The 17,477-nt window shown below is 72.4% G+C and carries 20 protein-coding genes; 11 read left to right on the top strand and 9 right to left on the bottom strand.

The genetic code is table 11. The features are described 5' to 3' along the window. The first annotated feature begins 192 nt into the window (after window positions 1-192). The 4 genes from ACFQGL_RS17120 to ACFQGL_RS17105 all read left to right on the top strand — a co-directional run bounded on the left by ACFQGL_RS17120 (window position 193) and on the right by ACFQGL_RS17105 (window position 2,234). On the top strand, window positions 193-507 hold the full coding sequence (locus ACFQGL_RS17120) for a hypothetical protein (protein WP_377512866.1): 315 nt from the start codon (window positions 193-195) through the stop codon (window positions 505-507). Window positions 508-678: 171 nt separating this feature from the next. Then, on the top strand, window positions 679-1,026 hold the full coding sequence (locus tag ACFQGL_RS17115) for an STAS domain-containing protein (protein WP_377512864.1): 348 nt from the start codon (window positions 679-681) through the stop codon (window positions 1,024-1,026). Between the two features lie 71 nt (window positions 1,027-1,097). Continuing rightward, window positions 1,098-1,544 carry a response regulator gene (locus tag ACFQGL_RS17110; RefSeq protein WP_377512862.1) on the top strand — a complete coding sequence of 149 codons (447 nt, stop codon included), beginning with the start codon at window positions 1,098-1,100 and terminating at the stop codon, window positions 1,542-1,544. Window positions 1,545-1,691: 147 nt separating this feature from the next. Then, window positions 1,692-2,234: an ATPase gene (locus tag ACFQGL_RS17105; RefSeq protein WP_377512860.1), complete on the top strand. Its 543-nt coding sequence runs from the start codon at window positions 1,692-1,694 to the stop codon at window positions 2,232-2,234. A gap of 7 nt (window positions 2,235-2,241) precedes the next feature. Here the strand turns inward: ACFQGL_RS17105 and ACFQGL_RS17100 are convergent, their stop codons facing one another. The 3 genes from ACFQGL_RS17100 to ACFQGL_RS17090 form a co-directional block, all read right to left on the bottom strand. Continuing rightward, entirely contained in the window at window positions 2,242-3,087 is an 846-nt protein-coding gene (locus ACFQGL_RS17100) for a hypothetical protein (RefSeq protein ID WP_377512858.1), read from the bottom strand. A 277-nt stretch (window positions 3,088-3,364) separates the two neighbouring features. Next, window positions 3,365-3,790 carry an OsmC family protein gene (locus tag ACFQGL_RS17095; protein WP_377512856.1) on the bottom strand — a complete coding sequence of 142 codons (426 nt, stop codon included), beginning with the start codon at window positions 3,788-3,790 and terminating at the stop codon, window positions 3,365-3,367. Window positions 3,791-3,858: 68 nt separating this feature from the next. Further along, the gene (locus ACFQGL_RS17090) at window positions 3,859-4,806 is read right to left on the bottom strand and encodes a serine/threonine-protein kinase (protein WP_377512854.1); all 948 of its coding nucleotides are present in this window, start codon (window positions 4,804-4,806) and stop codon (window positions 3,859-3,861) included. 198 nt (window positions 4,807-5,004) lie between these two features. Here ACFQGL_RS17090 and ACFQGL_RS17085 point away from each other — a divergent pair, with 198 nt between their 5' ends. The 3 genes from ACFQGL_RS17085 (at window position 5,005) to ACFQGL_RS17075 (ending at window position 7,581) form a co-directional block, all read left to right on the top strand. Continuing rightward, window positions 5,005-5,235, top strand: a complete 231-nt coding sequence (locus ACFQGL_RS17085) for a hypothetical protein (protein ID WP_377512852.1) — start codon at window positions 5,005-5,007, stop codon at window positions 5,233-5,235. A gap of 104 nt (window positions 5,236-5,339) precedes the next feature. Next, complete coding sequence (locus tag ACFQGL_RS17080; protein WP_377513158.1) at window positions 5,340-6,086, top strand: response regulator transcription factor; 747 nt, start codon at window positions 5,340-5,342, stop codon at window positions 6,084-6,086. A gap of 40 nt (window positions 6,087-6,126) precedes the next feature. Further along, window positions 6,127-7,581: a sensor histidine kinase gene (locus tag ACFQGL_RS17075; RefSeq protein ID WP_377513156.1), complete on the top strand. Its 1,455-nt coding sequence runs from the start codon at window positions 6,127-6,129 to the stop codon at window positions 7,579-7,581. A 196-nt stretch (window positions 7,582-7,777) separates the two neighbouring features. Here the strand turns inward: ACFQGL_RS17075 and ACFQGL_RS17070 are convergent, their stop codons facing one another. The 4 genes from ACFQGL_RS17070 to ACFQGL_RS17055 form a co-directional block, all read right to left on the bottom strand. After that, window positions 7,778-8,200, bottom strand: coding sequence for an SHOCT-like domain-containing protein (locus ACFQGL_RS17070; protein WP_377512850.1), 423 nt, complete (start codon window positions 8,198-8,200; stop codon window positions 7,778-7,780). 11 nt (window positions 8,201-8,211) lie between these two features. Next, on the bottom strand, window positions 8,212-8,469 hold the full coding sequence (locus tag ACFQGL_RS17065; RefSeq protein WP_377512848.1) for a hypothetical protein: 258 nt from the start codon (window positions 8,467-8,469) through the stop codon (window positions 8,212-8,214). Further along, window positions 8,469-8,846, bottom strand: coding sequence for a DUF2089 domain-containing protein (locus ACFQGL_RS17060; RefSeq protein ID WP_377512846.1), 378 nt, complete (start codon window positions 8,844-8,846; stop codon window positions 8,469-8,471). Before ACFQGL_RS17060 ends, ACFQGL_RS17065 begins: the two co-directional genes overlap by 1 nt. Window positions 8,847-8,922: 76 nt before the next feature. After that, on the bottom strand, window positions 8,923-9,789 hold the full coding sequence (locus ACFQGL_RS17055) for an arginase family protein (protein ID WP_377512844.1): 867 nt from the start codon (window positions 9,787-9,789) through the stop codon (window positions 8,923-8,925). A 201-nt stretch (window positions 9,790-9,990) separates the two neighbouring features. On the opposite strand from ACFQGL_RS17055, the gene ACFQGL_RS17050 reads away from it, so the two are divergent. The 4 genes from ACFQGL_RS17050 to ACFQGL_RS17035 all read left to right on the top strand — a co-directional run bounded on the left by ACFQGL_RS17050 (window position 9,991) and on the right by ACFQGL_RS17035 (window position 15,005). After that, the gene (locus tag ACFQGL_RS17050) at window positions 9,991-10,140 is read left to right on the top strand and encodes a hypothetical protein (RefSeq protein WP_167517342.1); all 150 of its coding nucleotides are present in this window, start codon (window positions 9,991-9,993) and stop codon (window positions 10,138-10,140) included. Window positions 10,141-10,157: 17 nt separating this feature from the next. After that, complete coding sequence (locus ACFQGL_RS17045) at window positions 10,158-11,588, top strand: methyltransferase domain-containing protein (RefSeq protein WP_377512842.1); 1,431 nt, start codon at window positions 10,158-10,160, stop codon at window positions 11,586-11,588. Next, window positions 11,581-13,593, top strand: a complete 2,013-nt coding sequence (locus ACFQGL_RS17040; protein WP_377512840.1) for a sulfatase-like hydrolase/transferase — start codon at window positions 11,581-11,583, stop codon at window positions 13,591-13,593. Before ACFQGL_RS17045 ends, ACFQGL_RS17040 begins: the two co-directional genes overlap by 8 nt. 128 nt (window positions 13,594-13,721) lie before the next feature. Further along, window positions 13,722-15,005, top strand: a complete 1,284-nt coding sequence (locus ACFQGL_RS17035) for a citrate synthase (protein ID WP_377512838.1) — start codon at window positions 13,722-13,724, stop codon at window positions 15,003-15,005. 199 nt (window positions 15,006-15,204) lie between these two features. Here ACFQGL_RS17035 and ACFQGL_RS17030 read toward each other — a convergent pair whose 3' ends face one another. Together ACFQGL_RS17030 and ACFQGL_RS17025 are read right to left on the bottom strand one after the other, a co-directional pair. After that, window positions 15,205-15,849, bottom strand: a complete 645-nt coding sequence (locus tag ACFQGL_RS17030; protein ID WP_377512836.1) for a maleylpyruvate isomerase N-terminal domain-containing protein — start codon at window positions 15,847-15,849, stop codon at window positions 15,205-15,207. Between the two features lie 129 nt (window positions 15,850-15,978). Beyond that, window positions 15,979-17,382 (bottom strand): glycosyltransferase family 4 protein, encoded by a 1,404-nt coding sequence (locus ACFQGL_RS17025; RefSeq protein WP_377512834.1) that lies wholly within the window; start codon window positions 17,380-17,382, stop codon window positions 15,979-15,981. Window positions 17,383-17,477 lie beyond the last annotated feature (95 nt).

Here is a 17,477-nt window from a genome sequence, read left to right as displayed (position 1 = left end):
ACCCCTTCCGCTGGGGATCGTTCCTGCGCCCGTCGCGTTCCCGTCGCCCCGGGAGCCGAAACGGACGCCGTCGGCCGGGTCGCCGAGGTGTCGGCGGGCTTCATCCGGGGCGGGTGAGGGGCGCTCACCCGTGTGGCCCGCAGGATGGGTCAGGACCGGAGTTCTTCCGAGGTACGCGGAAGGAAGGTCGTCATGAAACGGATCGTCGAGATCGTCCCCGCCCGACCCGGCTGGTACGCCCGCTGGCAGCTCACGCCCGAGGCCACCCGGTGCTACCCGGTGAGCCTGTGGGCGCTGCTGGAGGAGGCCGACGGCACGGGCCGTGAGGTCATCGGAATGGACTGCATCGGCCAGTGGCCGGGGGCGGACGACAACGAGGCGGGTGGGGAGTTCGTCCGCTATCTGTATCAGACGCCCGATTCGGGGTCGCCCGAGGACATCGACCCCTCGCCGATCGGCGAGCTGCGCGACAGCGGCCCCCGGCTTCAGCCGATGACCGCACCCTAGACATTTCTCCGGCCCCCGACCCCAGGTCCCAGGGTCGGGGGCCACCCCTGCCGACAGCACTCCGGGTAGCCGCAGTCGATCACCGTGCCGTATGGCCGGCGGGGTCCTCCTGCGTATACTTGCCGGACTGCAAACGTCCCACCGTCGGCGGTGGAGCGAGGGGGAGGCACGGTGTCGTTCAGCGTCAGGCACGCCGGGCGCGACGGCGGTGGTGCCTGCCTGCGGCTCGCCGGTGAGCTGGATCTGAGCACCGCCGGGGAGCTGACCGCCGCAATCGACCGGTTGTGGGCCGACGGCGAGCACCGGGTGCTGCTGGACCTCACCGACCTCGCGTTCTGCGACTCCACCGGGATGGCCGTGTTCGTCCGGGGCGACAACCGGGCCTCGGCCAAGGGCGGCTGGTTACGGGTCACCGGCGCCACCGGCCGGGTCGAGCGGGTTCTGCGGGTCACCGGCCTGGCCGAGGTGCTGCGCTACGAACCAGACACGGTCGACCCGGCGTCCCGCAGCGCCCCCTGATGGGCTAGATTTCCCCGCCAAGCCTTCGGTGACCGTCCGGTCCCGTCCCCGCCGACCCGAGGTAGGTAGTGATGGGCGCAGACAGCCCGCATCCGGTACGCATCCTGGTGGTGGATGACGACCCGGGCGACGTGCTCATGATCGAGGAGGCGCTGGCGGACTCCGACGTGGACAAGGTCATCGACGTGGTCAGCGACGGCGAGGAGGCCATGGAGTTCCTCCGCGCCGAGGGCCGCCACCTGGAGGCCCGCCGACCGGACGTCATCCTGCTGGACCTGAACATGCCCCGGATGGACGGGCGGCAGGTGCTCGGCGCGGTGAAGCAGGACGAGGATCTGCGGACCATCCCGATCGTGGTGCTGACCACCTCCAACGCGGACACCGACATCGTCGGCAGCTACACCCTGCAGGCCAACGCGTACGTCACCAAGCCGATCGACCTGGACGACTTCAACGACGTCGTACGCCGGATCGACGAGTTCTTCGGCCGGGTGGTCGTGCTGCCCAAGCGCCCCTGACCCGCCCCTGGCCCGCACCCGACCTGTTCCTCACCCGCTCTCCACGTGCGCGGATGCTGAACATTTTTCCCGAACGCCCTCGGCCGCTCCCGCCGCGACCGAGGATCCAGGAGGGGAAGTAACAGCAGCTGCCTGGGGGGCGACAGTATGAGGTTTTCCGTCGTTGAGACCGGCTACGACCGGCGGCAGGTGGACTCCTGCCTGGATGAGCTGGGGATCCGGTTGTCCCGGCTCGCGGCGCGGGCGCAGGGCGCCGCCGGGTCGGCTCGGGAGTGGGACGAGATCCGCGAGGAGGCGACCTGGCTCAGCGGGCTGCTCCAGCGGCTCGACCTGGGCGACGCCACGGCCACCCGGTACGCCGCCGGCGCGGTCGAGCACGACGCGGCCGAGATCCTGGCCCAGGCCCGAATGGAGCTGGACGAGGCCCGCGAGGAGGCTCGGCAGGTGCGCGAGCGGGCGTACGCGGAGGCCGTGCAGGCTCGACGTGACTTCGAGGCGGCGCTGAACGCCCGCCGGGTACGCGAGGCGCGGGTGGACGAGATCCTGACCGGGGTGACCGTCGAGCCGGTACCCGCCGACACCCCGACCGCGGCGGCCGGCACCGGCGTACCCGCGACCCGGGTTGCCGCCGGCGGTCCGGACGCGGCCGTGGAGCCCCCGACGGGGCGGGACGGCGCGCACAGCCGCTGACGCCGACTCAGGCGAGCAGCGCCGCCACGACGGTGGTCGCGCGGTCCTCGTGCTGGGCGTACGCGTCGGGGAAGGCGGAGACCTGTACGGCCTGGGCGGCGGCGGTGACGCTCATGTCCTGCCAGCCCGGGATCTCGTTGAGCGCCTCGTAGAAGGCGCGGGCGGCGTACGACGGGCGCATCAGCTCCGCCACGGTGCCCCAACCGCTGCTGGGGCGCTGCTGGAACAGCCCGACCGAGTCGTGGTCGAAGCCGCTGCCCTGGTGCGGGTACTCCAGCGACTCCGGCAGCACGTCGCTGGCCAGGTTGTAGAGGTTGCTCTCCTGCATGGCGGTCGACAGCGCCACCACGAGGGCGCGACGCGGCATCTTCATGTCCCGACCGACGTCGACGATGATCTTCGCGTTGTCCATCTGGAGCTGGTCGAGGCCGGCGACCGGCCGGGGCCGGCGAGGCTTGGTCGGCTTCTTGGGCGCCTTGCGCTTGGCGGTGGGGGCGGGCGTGGGCTTCGCCGTGGGGCTGGGGATGACGCGTGGGGGTGCGGCGTCGCGCTCCAGCGACCGGGAGGCGCGTTCGTCGGCGATGGCGGCGCGGTCGGACACCGCCTCGGCGAGCGGCTCCGGGAGGCTCTCGCGGTGCTCGCCCCGGGTGCCGGCGAACGCGACGAGGCCGAGGCAGCAGGTGACGCCGGTGGCCAGGGCGACCCGGACCGGGGTCGAGCCCAGACGGGCGCGGCGGGGCGGTTCGGGGAGCCGGTGACGGCCGATCGTCCGTTCGGTTGAGGCGGCGTTGCCTGAACAGGTGGTCGGGCGAGCGTCGGTCAGGTTCTGGTCAGAGGGGTCGTCGGGATGCACTCGCCGAGGCTAGAGACCCAGCCGACCGATGTCGTTGGCCCGAAGGGTGGCATGCGCCACAATTTGCCCGGATCTTGGGGGCAGCTGAGGGCAAAAGACCGGGAATCTGCCTCAACCTCGCCAATCAGGCCAGACGGTTATTCCCGAATTGCTCGGCCAAACCGGGCGTGGAGACGATCATCGGCGCCGATGTCGCCCGTACGCCGAGGGTCATCCGTTCGTTCGAGACGCGATCCGCCGAACGGCCGACGCCGGGGCGCGGCCGTTCGGCGGATGGTCAGTGCCGGCCGTTCTCCGCCGGGGTGACGGTGAGTCGATGCCGGCTGTTGTCTCCGCTGGAGAACGGCCACAGTCGGTCGGCGTACTCGACCAGGTCGGCCAGTTGCTCTCGGCTCAGCCCGGCGGACGAGATCGAGGCGTGCACGTCGGCCCGGTACAGGCCGTCGTCGTCGCGCCCCAGCTTCGCCTCCGCACGCACCTGGACCGTGTGCGCCTCATCGGTGATCTCCCCGGCCGCCTCCACCGCCGCGTGGTGCAGGCACGACGCGAAGGCGGCGGCCAGCAGCTGCTCGGGCCTCAGCCCGGTGCAGTGCGCCGCCAGCGGTGACGCCAGCGCGGTGGAGAGCCCGCCATCGTCGGTGCGTACGTGGCCGCCCTCGGCGGTCGCGGTGGCCTCGTGCAGCCAGGAACTCGGATCCGGCATCGCGTTCCTCCTGTCGCTCACCCAGGGCTACCCGACCGTAGCCGAGCGAAACGCCGCAGGCCGTACGGTCAGCGCCCGGAGGGTCCGTCCGCCCGGTCGGTCACCGGCACCGCCTCGGTGGCCTCCCGCGCGGCACGTTCGGACCACGGCGACGTGCGGGCCGGCTCGCGCGCCGCGGGCACCCCCATCGGCACGTACACGCGGGCGTCCACGGCCTCGGCCAGCAGCAGCGCGGCGACCAGGCTGGTCGGACGTCGGGTCGGGTCGGTGGCCAGGCAGGAACGGCACAGCTCGACCACCTCCGGCGGAAGCCCGTCGATCTCGGGCAGTGGGTCCGGCGGCCGGCTGCGGCGCGCGCCCAACAGTTCGGCGGTGCTTCCCGCCCGGTACGGCAGTCGGCCGGTGAGGCAGTAGTAGAGCAGCACGCCGAGGGCGTACATGTCGGCCGCCGGGGTGGCCGGGGCGCCGTCCAACTGCTCGGGCGCCAGGTACGCGGGCGTGCCCACCAGCATCCCGTCCGGCATCGGGTCCGTCGCGCCAGAGGGTGTGGCGATGCCGAAGTCGAGCACCTTCACCCCGAGTGGAGTGAGCATGACGTTGGCCGGCTTCACGTCGCGGTGCACGATGTCGTGCGCGTGCGCGGCGGCCAGCGCGGCGCCGACCTCCGCGCACACCCGGACCGCGATCCGCCAGTCCAGCGGCCCGGCCCGCAGGTGCGCGGCGAGCGTCTCGCCCTCGGCCAACTCCATGACGATGTACGGGACCCGGTGGCCGGGCAACGTCGAGGCGGTGCCGAAGTCGTGCACGCTCGCCACGTTCGGGTGCACCAGGCACGCCGCCGAGCGGGCCTCCGCCTGAATCCGTTCCACCGGGCCGTGCTGACCGTCCGGGCCGGGCGAGATGAGCTTCACCGCGACCGGCCGGTCCAGCACCCGATCGTGCGCCCGCCACACCTCGGACATCCCGCCAACGCCGATGCGCTGTTCGAGCCGGTACCGCCCGTCCAGCGTGTGCATCGACCGCTCCTCGCCCTCGCCCCGCCGGCGGCGGGTGATCCGAACGCGGTACCCCGGCTCCGAGCTGGGCAAACCGCGAAGGATCGCGATCCGCCGATGCCGAGCACCGCGCTGCGGCGCGGCGGTGGGGTGCGGTAGCTTGCGAGCCAGAGCCGGTGTCACCGAACGTGCCGGCGTGCTCACTCTGAGAGGGTCGCGATGAGCGAGGTCACCGTACGCTTCGTCGGCGGGCCCGCCAACGGTCTGGTCCGGCAGTTGCCGGCCGGCCCGGACGGCGCCCCGCCACAGCGTTGGATCATGCGGCACCCGGACGGGACCGGGCCGGTGCAGGCCGGCCCCGACCACCTCTACGAGCGCGATCAGCCGGACGACGCGGGCGGGTGGAGCATGCGGTTCGTCCGCACCGACCCGTTCGGGGTGTCCGAGTGATCCCCGGGCGGGGCTGACCGGCGGTGCGCTCGGGGCCCGGCCGCACAGCTGGCGCACAGGTGTCGCAGAGGCGCGGTACAGGTGCCGCGCCCACGATGGGGGACATGGTCATGGACGGGCAGACCGCTCCGGGCCGGATCGAGCTGCGCCGCCCCGACGGCGAGCCGGTCCGGGTGCTGGTGGTCGACGACGAACCGACGCTCACCGACCTGCTGTCGATGGCACTGCGCTACGAGGGCTGGCAGGTCCGCAGCGCCGGCAACGGCATGACGGCCGTGAGCGCCGCGCGACAGTTCCAGCCGGACGCCGTGGTGCTCGACGTGATGCTGCCCGACCTGGACGGCTTCCAGGTGCTGCGCCGGCTCCGCGAGCACGCCCCCACCGTGCCGGTGCTCTTCCTGACCGCCCGGGACGCCGTCGAGGAGCGCATCGCCGGTTTGACCGTCGGCGGCGACGACTACGTCACCAAGCCGTTCAGCCTGGAGGAGGTGATCGCCCGGCTGCGCGCGCTGCTGCGCCGCTCCGGCTTCGCGGTCGCCGCCCGGGAGGACGCGGTGCTGACCGTCGGCGACCTGAGCCTCGACGAGGACAGCCACGAGGTACGCCGCGACGGCCACCTGATCACGCTCACCGCCACCGAGTTCGAGCTGTTGCGCTACCTGATGCGCAACCCGCGCCGGGTGCTCAGCAAGGCGCAGATCCTCGACCGGGTGTGGAACTACGACTTCGGTGGTCAGGCCAACGTGGTGGAGCTCTACATCTCGTACCTGCGCAAGAAGATCGACGCCGGCCGGGCGCCGATGATCCACACGTTGCGCGGCGCGGGTTATGTCCTCAAGCCGGCCGAGTGACCGCACCCGCCGCCGACCGGTCCGTGCCGCACATCGGTGGCTGGCCGGCCGATCGCTGCGTACCCGGCTGGTGTTCGCCCTGGTCGCGCTGCTCGCGCTGGTCAGCATCGCCATCGGCGGGCTCACCACGGTGGCGCTGCGGCAATTCCTGATCGACCGGCTCGACAACCAGCTCGCCCCCGCGGCCGTGCCGTGGGGAGATCGCCCCGGTCGACCGGCCTACTCGAACGCCCGTCCCGGCATCCCGCCCGGCTCGCCCTCGGGCACCGTGGTCGCCGACGTCGTCGACGGCCGGGTGACGGCCGCCTCGACGCTGACCCGCAGCCCGTCCAGTCAGGACCGTTTTCCGGACGAGGAGCCGGTCCCGGTCGGCGAGGTCGCCGCGCTGGCCGACCTGCCGGTCGACGCCGCGCCGCGCACCGTCGACCTCGGCGCCCGCGGTGACTACCGGGCCGTGGCCCGGCAGCAGTTCCGGGACGGCACGGTACGGGTCGTCGCACTGCCGCTGTCCGGGGTGCAGGAGACCGTCTGGTGGATGGTCGCCGCACAGGCCGGGGTGGCCGCCCTCGGGCTGCTCATCGCCGGTGGCGCCGGCGCGCTGATCGTCCGGGCCACGCTGCGACCGCTGAACCGGGTCGCCGCCACCGCCACCCGCGTCACCGAACTGCCGCTGGACCGTGGCGAGGTGGCGCTCGCCGTCCGCGTACCGGCCGCCGACACCGATCCGCGTACCGAGGTCGGTCAGGTCGGCGCGGCGCTGAACCGGATGCTCGGCCACGTCGCCGACGCGCTCGCCGCCCGGCAGGCCAGCGAGACGCGGGTACGCCAGTTCGTCGCCGACGCCAGCCACGAGCTGCGTACGCCGCTGGCCGCGATCCGCGGGTACGCCGAGGTGGCCCGGCGTGGCCGCGACGAGGTCCCCGCCGACGTGGCGCACGCGCTGCGCCGGGTGGAGTCCGAGAGCACCCGGATGACCAGCCTCGTCGACGACCTGCTGCTGCTGGCCCGGCTGGACTCCGGTCGTCCGCTCGCGGTCGAGCCGGTCGACCTGTCCGCCCTCGTGGTGGACGCCGTCAGCGACGCGCACGTGGCCGGCCCCGAACACCGCTGGCACCTCGACCTGCCCGAGGTGGTGATCCGGGTGCCCGGCGACGCCGCCCGACTGCATCAGGTGGTGGCGAACCTGCTGGCCAACGCCCGGGTGCACACCCCGCCCGGCACGGCGGTGACCACCACCCTGACCGTCGACGGCGGCACCGCCCTGCTCACCGTCGCCGACGACGGGCCCGGGGTGCCGGCGGACCTGCAACCCGAGTTGTTCGAGCGGTTCGCTCGCGGCGACAGCTCCCGGTCCCGGGCGCACGGCAGCACCGGCCTGGGCCTGGCCATCGTGGCGGCGGTGGTGGAGGCGCACCACGGCACGGTCACGGTGGACAGCCGGCCGGGCCGAACGGTGTTCTCCGTCCGGCTGCCCAACCCCACAGCTGACGCATAGCCCGCGCTTCGTCCGGAGTACGCGGCAGGGGCAGGCCACGCGTGGCGAGGGGCCACCCGTCCGGGTGGCCCCTCGCTGTGCGCCGAGAAATGGCTAGACTTCAGATTCGCAGTTCAACCGCGCTCTGCGGTTTCGGGCGCGACCTCGGGAGGGTGTTCCAGCACCCTCTCGGGGGTCCGTCCATCTGGACGGCGCCCTACTCGCAGAAGACCCGCACCTTGGCATCGGGTGAGTCGACCTCCACGGTCATCTCGTCGAGGTGCTCCACGAGCGCCTCGAGCTGTTCGGGCTTGAGCTGGGTCAGGTCGAACGGCACGCCCGACTTGTTCATCTCGTCGGTGGCCTTGCCCAGTGCCTGCGGCGGGATCAGGGCGGTGAGCCGCACACCGGCCCGCAGCAGTTGCAGCGGCACCCGTACGTTGACCCGCGACGGCTCGCCGTTGTCGACGGCGTCCACCAGCACCCGCAGGTACTTCACCTTGCCCTTCGGTCGGGCGTCGAGGCTCGACGCCGCCGTCGGCTGGTCCCGTTCGAGCGCGGCGATCAGCTGCTCCGCCTCCTCCGCGGTGATCTTGCCCTCGGCCAGCATGTCGAGGATGTCCTTGCGCTGTTCGGTCATTGCAACCTCTCCTATCGAACACTGACGAGCACGGCCGTGCGGCCCTGCTCGATGTCGAACCGGGCGCCGGGTAGCGCCGAGATGACACGCCAGGTGGTGCCGAGCGCCCGCGCCACTCCGATGTGGAACACGAGGCAGGCCACGATCGCGGCCAGCACGACCAGGACGACGATCGGTGCGAGCAGCAGCACCACGGGCAGGACCGGGACCCAGACCCGGATGGGACGACGGTCTGGGCGCTTGACCCGTACGGTCACCAACTGCGGCATCACCCTCGACCGTCCAATTCGGCCAGCGCCTGCTGCGCGGTGATCTCGCCACGGCGCAACCGACCGATCGTGTCGGCGCGGGGCGGTGCCGGATCGGTCTCGACGAAGTCGAGCATCTGCGTGATCCGGTTGAGCCGTGACTTGATCGTCGGGTAGCTCACCCCGAAGATCCGCTCCATCTCCTTGATGGAGCCGTGGCACCGCACGAACGCCGTGACGAAGACCTGGTCCTCGACGTTGAGCTGAGCCAGTTGCGGTAGCTCGAACTCACCCTCGATCGCGACGCCGCTGCCGGCGAGACGCACCCGCTCGACGACGAACGGCTGGCCCCGGGTCAGGTTCGTGAGTTCCTGCCAGTCCATCGCCTGCTCTGTCATGTCTAAATTTGTACGCGCCGGAACCTTAACTTTCAAGAGGTAGATCTTAACTTTCTTAATTTCACCTCGTGGTGGCCTATCTTCCGGTCGGGTCCAGCACCTCCGCGAGGACCTCGACGACCCGTCGCGCGTGGCGTCCGTCCGGGTCCTCGTCGGCGTTCAGGTCGGTGACGCTCATGCCGAGCAGTCGGTCGGCGCGGGCCAGCGGGCCGATCAGGGCGATCAGGTCGGGCCAGCGCAGACCGTCGGGCTCGGGATAGGTCACCGCCGGCAGGTCGCGGGGGTCCACCGCGTCCAGGTCGAGGTGCAGCCAGGCCGGCCCGTCGCCAGCGGCGGCCAGGCCTGCCCCGACCGTCGCGGCGCCCCGGCGCAGCAACTCGGCGGCGGGCAGTTGCTGGACCGCCGGGTCGATCCGGGCCACCTCGATCCGGCCACTCTCATCGTCCGACGGGCGGTGCCCGAGCAGATGGACCCGGCCGGGGTCGAGCAGTGCGCCGTCCTGCCCGATCGCGGCGGCCGGGCCGTGCCCGGTGACCACCGAGAGGTCCATGTCGGCGGCCTCGCCGGTCGGTGAGGTCGCGCCGTCGAGGAAGTCCGGGTGAGCGTCGACGAACCACAGCTCCGTTGTCGGCGGCAGCGCGCGGCAGATGCCGGGCAGGATGGCGCAGTCCCCGCCGAGCATCAGCGGCCGACGGCCACCGGTGACCAGCGCGGCGGTCCGGGCGGTGATGGCGGCACCGGCCCGGCGCAGGCCGGCGGGGTCGATCACTCCGCTCTGCGCGGCCCGTGCCGGGTCGCGCAACAGTGCCTCGTCCACCCGGCCGCCGTCGTCGGCGGGCAGCGCGGTCAGCAGGCCGGCACGACGCAGCGCGGCGGGCGCCCGCTCCTCGCCGCGGGCCGCCCCGGAGGAGTCCAGCGGTACGTCGACCACCACCCAGCGCACGTGCGCAGCGTACCGACGTGGTGACGCTGGTGGCGGTGCCTTGCGGTTCGTTCCGGTCGCTCGGGCCGATGCGTCGATGTGCCCCGTGCGGGACGGGCGATCGGCGTACGGTGGCAGACAAGTCCGGCTTTCTGGGTCAAAAGCCTCATCGCTACGCACCCGGGACGCCGGCGTCGAGACGGCGAGGGGAAGGAGCGATCGGTGATCCATCTGGCCTACCTGGACGCGGGATCGGGCAGCCTGATCGTGCAGGCGGTCGTCGGCGGGGTGGCCGGCGTCGCGGTCGCCGCCAAGCTCTACTGGCGGCGTCTGGTCGACCGGTTCCGCCGCCAGCCCACCGACCAGCGGTGAACCGGCCGGACCCGGCGATGGCGATCTCACCCCCGGGGGTACGGCCCGAGCCGGCCTCCTTCCGCGACCCCGCCAACCAGGTCTTCCACGTGGGCGACGAGGTGCTGCGCGGGCTGGACGAGCAGGCCGCCGGGCACTGGCGGACGCTGTCGGTCAGCCCGTTCTTCCCGGCGCTGGTCGCCGCGGGCAAGGTCTGCGCCACCGAGGACGCACCGTCGACGCTGGTGCCTGCCGAGGCCGGCGCGCCCTGGGCGGCGGTGCTCCGTCACGAGCGCATCCCCTTCGTGTCCCACCCGTACGAGTGGTCCTTCACCATGCTGCGCGACGCCGCGCTGCTGCACCTGGAGATCCTGCGTACCGCGCTGGCCGACGGCTTCACCACCAAGGACGGCTCGGCCTACAACCTGCAGTGGCGCGGGGCCGACCCGGTCTTCATCGACATCGGGTCGTTCGAGCCGGTACGCGACGGTGAACCGTGGGCCGGCTACCAGCAGTTCTGCCAGACCGTGCTCTACCCGCTGCTGCTCACCGCCCACCTGGGCGTGGACTTCCAGCCCTGGCTGCGCGCCCGGGTGGACGGCATCGAGGCCGACCAGCTCCGCCCGCTCTTCGGCGGCGCCCGCCGGCTGCGCCCCGGCGTCCTCACCCACCTGCACCTGCACGGCGCGATGCAGCAGCGCAACGCTGCCGCCAGCACCACCGACACGCGGGCCCAACTGCGGGCCGCCGGCTTCACCCGGGAGCTGGTGCTGGCCACCGTACGCGGCATCGAGAGGCTGGTCCGCAAGCTGGACCGCCGCCCGCCGGTCAGCCACTGGTCGGACTACCAACGCACCTGCGGCTACTCGGCACAGGACCGGGCGGCCAAGGAGCAGTTCGTCGCCGCCGCACTGACCGCCGGCTCCCGGCCCCGCCTGGTGCTCGACCTCGGCGCCAACGACGGCCGGTACGCGCGGCTGGCCGCCGAGCACGCCGACTACGTGGTGGCCGTCGAGCAGGACCCGGCGGTGGTCGACGAGCTGTACCGGGCGCTCAAGGCTGAGGGGCAACGGCGGATCCTGCCGCTGGTGCTGGACCTGGCCGACCCGTCGCCCGGCGGCGGCTGGCGGGGCGTCGAGCGGGCCAGCTTCGCCGCACGGGCCGACGCCGACGCCGTACTCGCCCTGGCCGTGGTGCACCACCTGGCGATCGGGCGCAACGTACCGCTGCCGGAGGTGATCGACTGGCTGGTCGGGCTGACCGCGCCGGGCGGCACGGTGGTGGTGGAGTTCGTCCACCCCCAGGACCCGATGGCCCGCCGGCTGCTGGCCAACAAGCCGGAGGGCCTCTTTCCGGACTACCGGCGCGACACCTTCGAGCGGCTGCTCGCCGCCCGGGGCCGGATCGCCGAGAGGCTGGAGCTGCCCTCGGGCACCCGCACGCTGTACCGGACGGTCGTGGGTGGCTGAACGGGAGGCCGGTCGGTGGGACCGGGGCTGGCGCGGGGAGGTGGGCCGGCTGCTGGAGGTGGTGGCCCTGATCGGGCTGGTGGTCACCCAGCCGCTGCTGGACGTACTCGGCCGCAGCCCCGACTTCTTCCTCTTCCACCGCGCCGACCCGGGCCAGATTCTGCTGCTGGTCGCCCTGGTGGCGGTGCTGCCCACCGTGCCGGTGGCGCTGCTCGGCCCACTCAGCCGGCTCGCCGGCCGGACCGCCCGCGCGCTCACCCACACCGTGCTGGTCGGGCTGCTGCTGGCCGCGCTGGCCGTGCAGGTGGGCCGGCACGCGACGCCACTTCGGGGCGTACCCCTGCTGGTTGTCGCCCTGCTGGTCGGCGCGGCCGGCGCGGTCGCACACCGGCGGTGGCGGGCGCCGGGCCGCGTGCTGCGGCTGGCCGCCGCCGGGCCGGTGGTCTTCGTCGTGCTCTTCCTGTTCGTCTCGCCCACCTCGGCGGTGGTGCTGCCGCGCGGCGACGGCGGCGCGGCCGGCACCGCGCAGGGTGGGGGCGTGCACCCGCCGGTCGTCATGCTGATCCTCGACGAGCTGCCGCTGGTCAGCCTGCTCGGCACCGACGGCCGGATCGACGCGACCCGGTTCCCGCACTTCGCCGAGCTGGCCGGCGCGTCGACCTGGTACCGCAACGCCACCGGCGTCAGCGGCTGGACCCCCAACGCGCTGCCCGCGATGCTGACCGGCCGCTACCCGGCGCGGTCGGTCGCGCCGCACTACTCGCAGTACCCGGACAACCTGTTCACCGCCTTCGGCGGCCTGTACGAAATCCAGGCCCAGGAGAGCATCACCCGACTCTGCCCGCCCAGCCGCTGCGAGCAGCCGGCCAGCCCGGAACAGGGGCTCGGTGTGCTGGTCCGGGAGACCGGCAAGCTGTTCGGCCAGGTCGCCGGGCCGACACCGACCCGGGTCGACCCGGAGGACTCCTACCGGGAGCAGACCCGGGCCGAGGCCGGCCTGGACGCCGCCGAGCCGGTGCCGGCGGACCCGAAGTTCCGCTGGGACAGCCTGGACGACAACCAGCCGGCCCGGTTCACCAGCTTCCTGGCCGGGCTCAAACCGGCACCCCGGCCCGCCCTGCACTTCCTGCACCTGCTGATGCCGCACTCACCGTGGGCGTACCTGCCGTCCGGCGCCCGCTACGACGCCCCCGAGGACCTGCCCAACGACGGCGCCGGCTGGATCGAGCTGGCCCGCCAGCGGCACCTCGCCCAGCTCGGCTACACCGACCGGCTGATCGGCGAGACGCTGCGCACGCTGCGCGCCAGCGGCCTCTACGACAAGGCGCTCGTGGTGGTGACCGCTGATCACGGGGTGAGCTTCCGAGCGGGCGCCCAGGGCCGGGGGATGGACTCGATCAAGGCAGCCGCCGGTGAGGTGGCGTGGGTGCCGATGTTCGTCAAGGAACCCGGGCAGCAGACCGGCCGGGTGGACGACCGCAACTGGGAGCACGTCGACCTGCTGCCGACGGTCGCCGACGAGGCCGGCGTACGGCTGCCCTGGCGGGTGGACGGCCGCTCGGCGCGGCAGGCCCCGCGTACCGATGGCACCAAGCACTTCTACGACCGGCCCGGCGAACCGGTCACCTTTCCCGGCGGCGTGCCCACGCCGCCACCGCTGCCGTCGCCGCACCCGCTGGTCGGCACCGAGGTCCGCGCCGGCCCGACCGGGGGTACCGTCACCGTGGCGGACCTGGCCGCGTTCCGCTCGATGGATCCGGACACCGGCACCCTTCCGGCCCTCGTCTGGGGTGACGTGCCGTCCCGGATACCGGACGGCACGCTGCTGGCGGTGGCGGTCAACGGACGGATCGGTGCGGTGGTCCCGGTGGTGCCGGCCGACGCCGGTGGGCGTCGCTTCGCCGCCCTGCTCACCGACGACCAACTGTTCCGCGCCGGCAACAACCAGCTGGACGTCTACCAGGTCGCGGCGGACGGTACGCTGCGCCAACTCACGCTCTCCTGAACGTCTGCTTCTCCTCGGCGTGACGCATACCTCACCCCGGAACCACGGCGGGCGGTGTCCCCCGCGCCGCAATTACGGTAGAAGCGAAGGCAATTCAACGTAGATCTGCCGGCGAAGCGAGGAACCACATGACGGAAGTCAAGCTCGATCACCCCGGTGGGCAGCTGTCGATGCCGGTGCACCCCGCGGTCGAGGGCCCCGCCGGTATCGGGGTCAGCAAGCTGCTGAAAGAAACCGGGATGACCACCTACGATCCCGGTTTCGTCAACACCGCTGCGGCGTCGTCCGCGATCACCTACATCGACGGCGACGCGGGGATCCTGCGTTACCGGGGATACCCGATCGAGCAGCTGGCCGAGAAGTCCTCCTTCCTGGAGGTCTCCTACCTGCTCATCTACGGTGAGCTGCCGACCGAGCAGCAGCTGACCGAGTTCACCGAGTGGATCCGGCGGCACTCGCTGCTGCACGAGGAGATGCGCCGCTTCTTCGACGGCTTCCCCCGGGACGCCCACCCGATGGCCGTGCTCTCCTCGGCGGTCAGCGCCCTCTCCACCTTCTACCAGGACAGCCTGGACCCGTTCGACTCCGAGCACGTGGAGATCTCCACGGTCCGGCTGATGGCGAAGGTCCCGACCATCGCGTCGTACGCCTACAAGAAGTCCATCGGGCAGCCGCTGCTGTACCCGGACAACTCGCTGGGGTACGTGGACAACCTGCTGCGGATGACCTTCGGCGTGCCGGCAGAGCCGTACGAGGTCGACCCGGTGATGTCGAAGGTGCTGGACATGCTCTTCGTCCTGCACGCCGACCACGAGCAGAACTGCTCCACCTCGACCGTGCGCCTGGTCGGCTCCAGCAACGCCAACCTGTTCGCCTCGGTCTCCGCCGGTGTGAACGCGCTGTTCGGCCCGCTGCACGGCGGCGCCAACCAGGCGGTGCTGGAGATGCTCCAGCAGATCCACGCCGGTGACGACGACGTCCGCTCCTTCGTCCGCAAGGTCAAGAACAAGGAGGACGGCGTCAAGCTGATGGGCTTCGGCCACCGGGTCTACAAGAACTACGACCCGCGGGCGGCGATCGTCAAGAAGGCCGCGCAGGACGTGCTGGGCCGGATGGCCAAGCCGGACCCGCTGCTGGACATCGCTATGGAGCTGGAGGAGATCGCGCTCGCCGACGACTTCTTCGTCTCCCGTCGGCTCTACCCGAACGTGGACTTCTACACCGGCCTGATCTACAAGGCCATGGGCTTCCCGACGAAGATGTTCACCGTGCTCTTCGCGCTCGGCCGGCTCCCCGGCTGGATCGCCCAGTGGCGCGAGATGATCAGCGACCCGGAGACCAAGATCGGCCGTCCGCGGCAGATCTACGTCGGCTCCGCCGAGCGGGCCTACGTCCCGTTCAACGAGCGCTGAGCCTCCGCTCCCTCGCACCACCCCGCAGGCCGTCGACCCGATCCGGGTCGACGGCCTGCCGGCTTTCCCGCCCGTCCCGTGCGGCGTTTCCCGTCCGTCCGGTGCGGCTTTCCTGCCCGTCCGGTGCGGCGTTTCCTGCCCGTCCGGTGCGGCGTTTCCCGCCCGTCCATGCGGTGGCACCGCGTGCCGGGGTGGTGCCTCAGAAGGCGGAGATGTCCTTCGACCGCTCGCTCCGGCTCAGCACGCTGATCAGCGCGGACTGACCACGGCGGCGGACGGCCAGGCGTACCAGCAGGTCGCGTACGGGGTCGAAGACCTCCGCCGGAAACACCGGAGTGGGTACGCCGAGGCTCACCGCGAGGTCGTCGGTGTGTACGACGATCTCCAGTTGGCGCGTGAGCAGGAAGTCACCGCGTCGCAGCGCCCAGCCCTGCCACGGAATCGGTACGACCTCGCGGGCGGCTCCTCGCGTCAGCAGGTCGGTGACCTGCTGCAGCGCCAGGGCGGAACGGGCGCGCAGGTCCGCTGGTCCGCCTGCCGCGTCGGCCTCGTCCGAGCCCTTGGCGACCTCGTCCTCATCTGGGGTGCCCTCGGTGACCCAGGCGGCCCGCTCGTAGTGGCTGTCCGCCGACTCCAGCGTGGGCAGGTCGGTGGGCGCCGGCAGCAGCTCGGCCGCACGGACCGCCTGGCGTCCGAGGTGGCACGCGAGGCCGCCGATGGACAGGTGCGGCAGGGCGCTCGGGCTCGACCACTGTGCGGCCACCTCGTCGCGCGAGATCAGGTCCAGCGCGATCGAGGCGGCAACCGGAAAGGTGGCGTCCAGGGCGTCGACAGGTTGAGACATCCGCACATTCTGGCAGGGGGTGGGGCAGCGAGACGCGGTCGCGCGGTCGTCAGGTCGCGCGGTCGTTCGGTCGTTAGCAGGGGACCCTTCCTCTACCGCAGGCGTTAACAAGGTGCCCTTCCTTACACCTCAGCGGAGGCCGGCTGCCGCTAGCAGGTTGCCTTCCGGGAGGGCGGGCAGGGTACGGCCCTGGGACATCCGCCGTTCGGCCCGCTCGGCGGTGAACGCGGCGTCGGTGGCGATGGCGGTGGCGTAGCTGGCGGCGGTGCGCTGGGCGATCGCCGACCAGCCGTACTGCTCGTGCACCATCCGGCGGGCCCGACGGGCGAGCGTCCGGGCGCGTGCGGGGTCGGACAGCAGCTCGTGCACGGCCTCGGCCAGCCCGTCCGGGTCGTGCGGGCGGAAGGTCATGCCGGTCACGCCGGGCTCGACGATCTCCGCGAGGCCACCCGTGGCGGCCACCGCGAGGGGTGCGCCCGCCGCGGCACCCTCCAGGGCCACCATGCCGAACGGCTCGTAGATGCTCGGCACCGCGAAGCAGTCCGAGGCGGCCATCAGCGCCGGCAGGTCGTTGCCGCCCAGGAAGCCCGGCATGGTGACCATGCCGCCCAGGCCGCGGCGGTGCACCTCGGCCTCCAACTCGGCGCGGTACGGGCCGTCGCCGGCGATCACCGCGCGCAGCCCGGGGTGCCGCTCCCGCAGCCGGGGGAGCCCGGCGATGAGGTGCTGCACGCCCTTCTCGTACACCAGGCGGCCGGCGAAGGTGACCAGCGGGCCGGTCCCGGCGAACCGGGCCCGGGCGGCGCGCACCGCGCTCGCCGGCACCTGCCAGCGGTGCGGCTCCACGCCGTTGGCCACCACGTCGACGCGGCCGGCCGGTACGTCGAACAGCGCGGTCACCTCGTCACGCATGTAGCCGGAGCAGACGATCACCCGGCCCGACTCGCTGCTGAGCCACTGCTCGACGCCGTGGATGGTGCGGTTCATCTCCTCGGGCAGCCAGCCCTGGTGCCGACCGGCCTCGGTGGCGTGGATGGTGCTCACCAGCGGGATGTCCAGGTGGTCGCGCAACGTCATCGCAGTGTGGGCGACGAGCCAGTCGTGGGCGTGGATGACGTCGTACGAGCCGGCCTGGGTGGCGCGTAGGGCGGTGCGGGTGAGGGTGTGGTTGAAGGCCATGGTCCAGGCCAGCAGGGAGCTGGTGGCCAGGGGGAAGGTGACGGGGTCTTCGGGTGCGCGCAGGATGCGGACGCCGTCGGCGTATTCCTCCAGGGGTGCGCCGTCGGCGTGGCGGGTGACGACGGTGACGTCGTGGCCGGCGGCGGCGAGTGCGACGGAGAGGGCGTGGACGTGTCGGCCGAGGCCGCCGACGAGCACCGGCGGGTACTCCCAGGAGAGCATCAGGATGCGGCGGGTCTGCGGCGGGACGCCCGACCCGGGGTGCGCCGGGAGCTGGGGCCGGGAGGTCAGGGTGGGCCGGTGGGCCCGGTCCGTGGTGGTAGCGATCTGCTCGCCGACCCGCAGGGTCGTCACATCAATCTCCGTCCATGCATGGTGGAACGCGCCGGCGTCAGTGGCGGCAGAACGAGAGTGGAAGGGGTGGCCGAGGGCCGAGTGGAGTCACGCGT

The sequence above is a fragment of the Micromonospora vulcania genome (genome assembly GCF_042658605.1).
GTDB classification, from domain to species: domain Bacteria; phylum Actinomycetota; class Actinomycetes; order Mycobacteriales; family Micromonosporaceae; genus Micromonospora; species Micromonospora vulcania.
The sequence above is the reverse complement of the archived record's forward strand: the minus strand, read 5'-3'. Positions and strand labels throughout refer to the sequence as shown.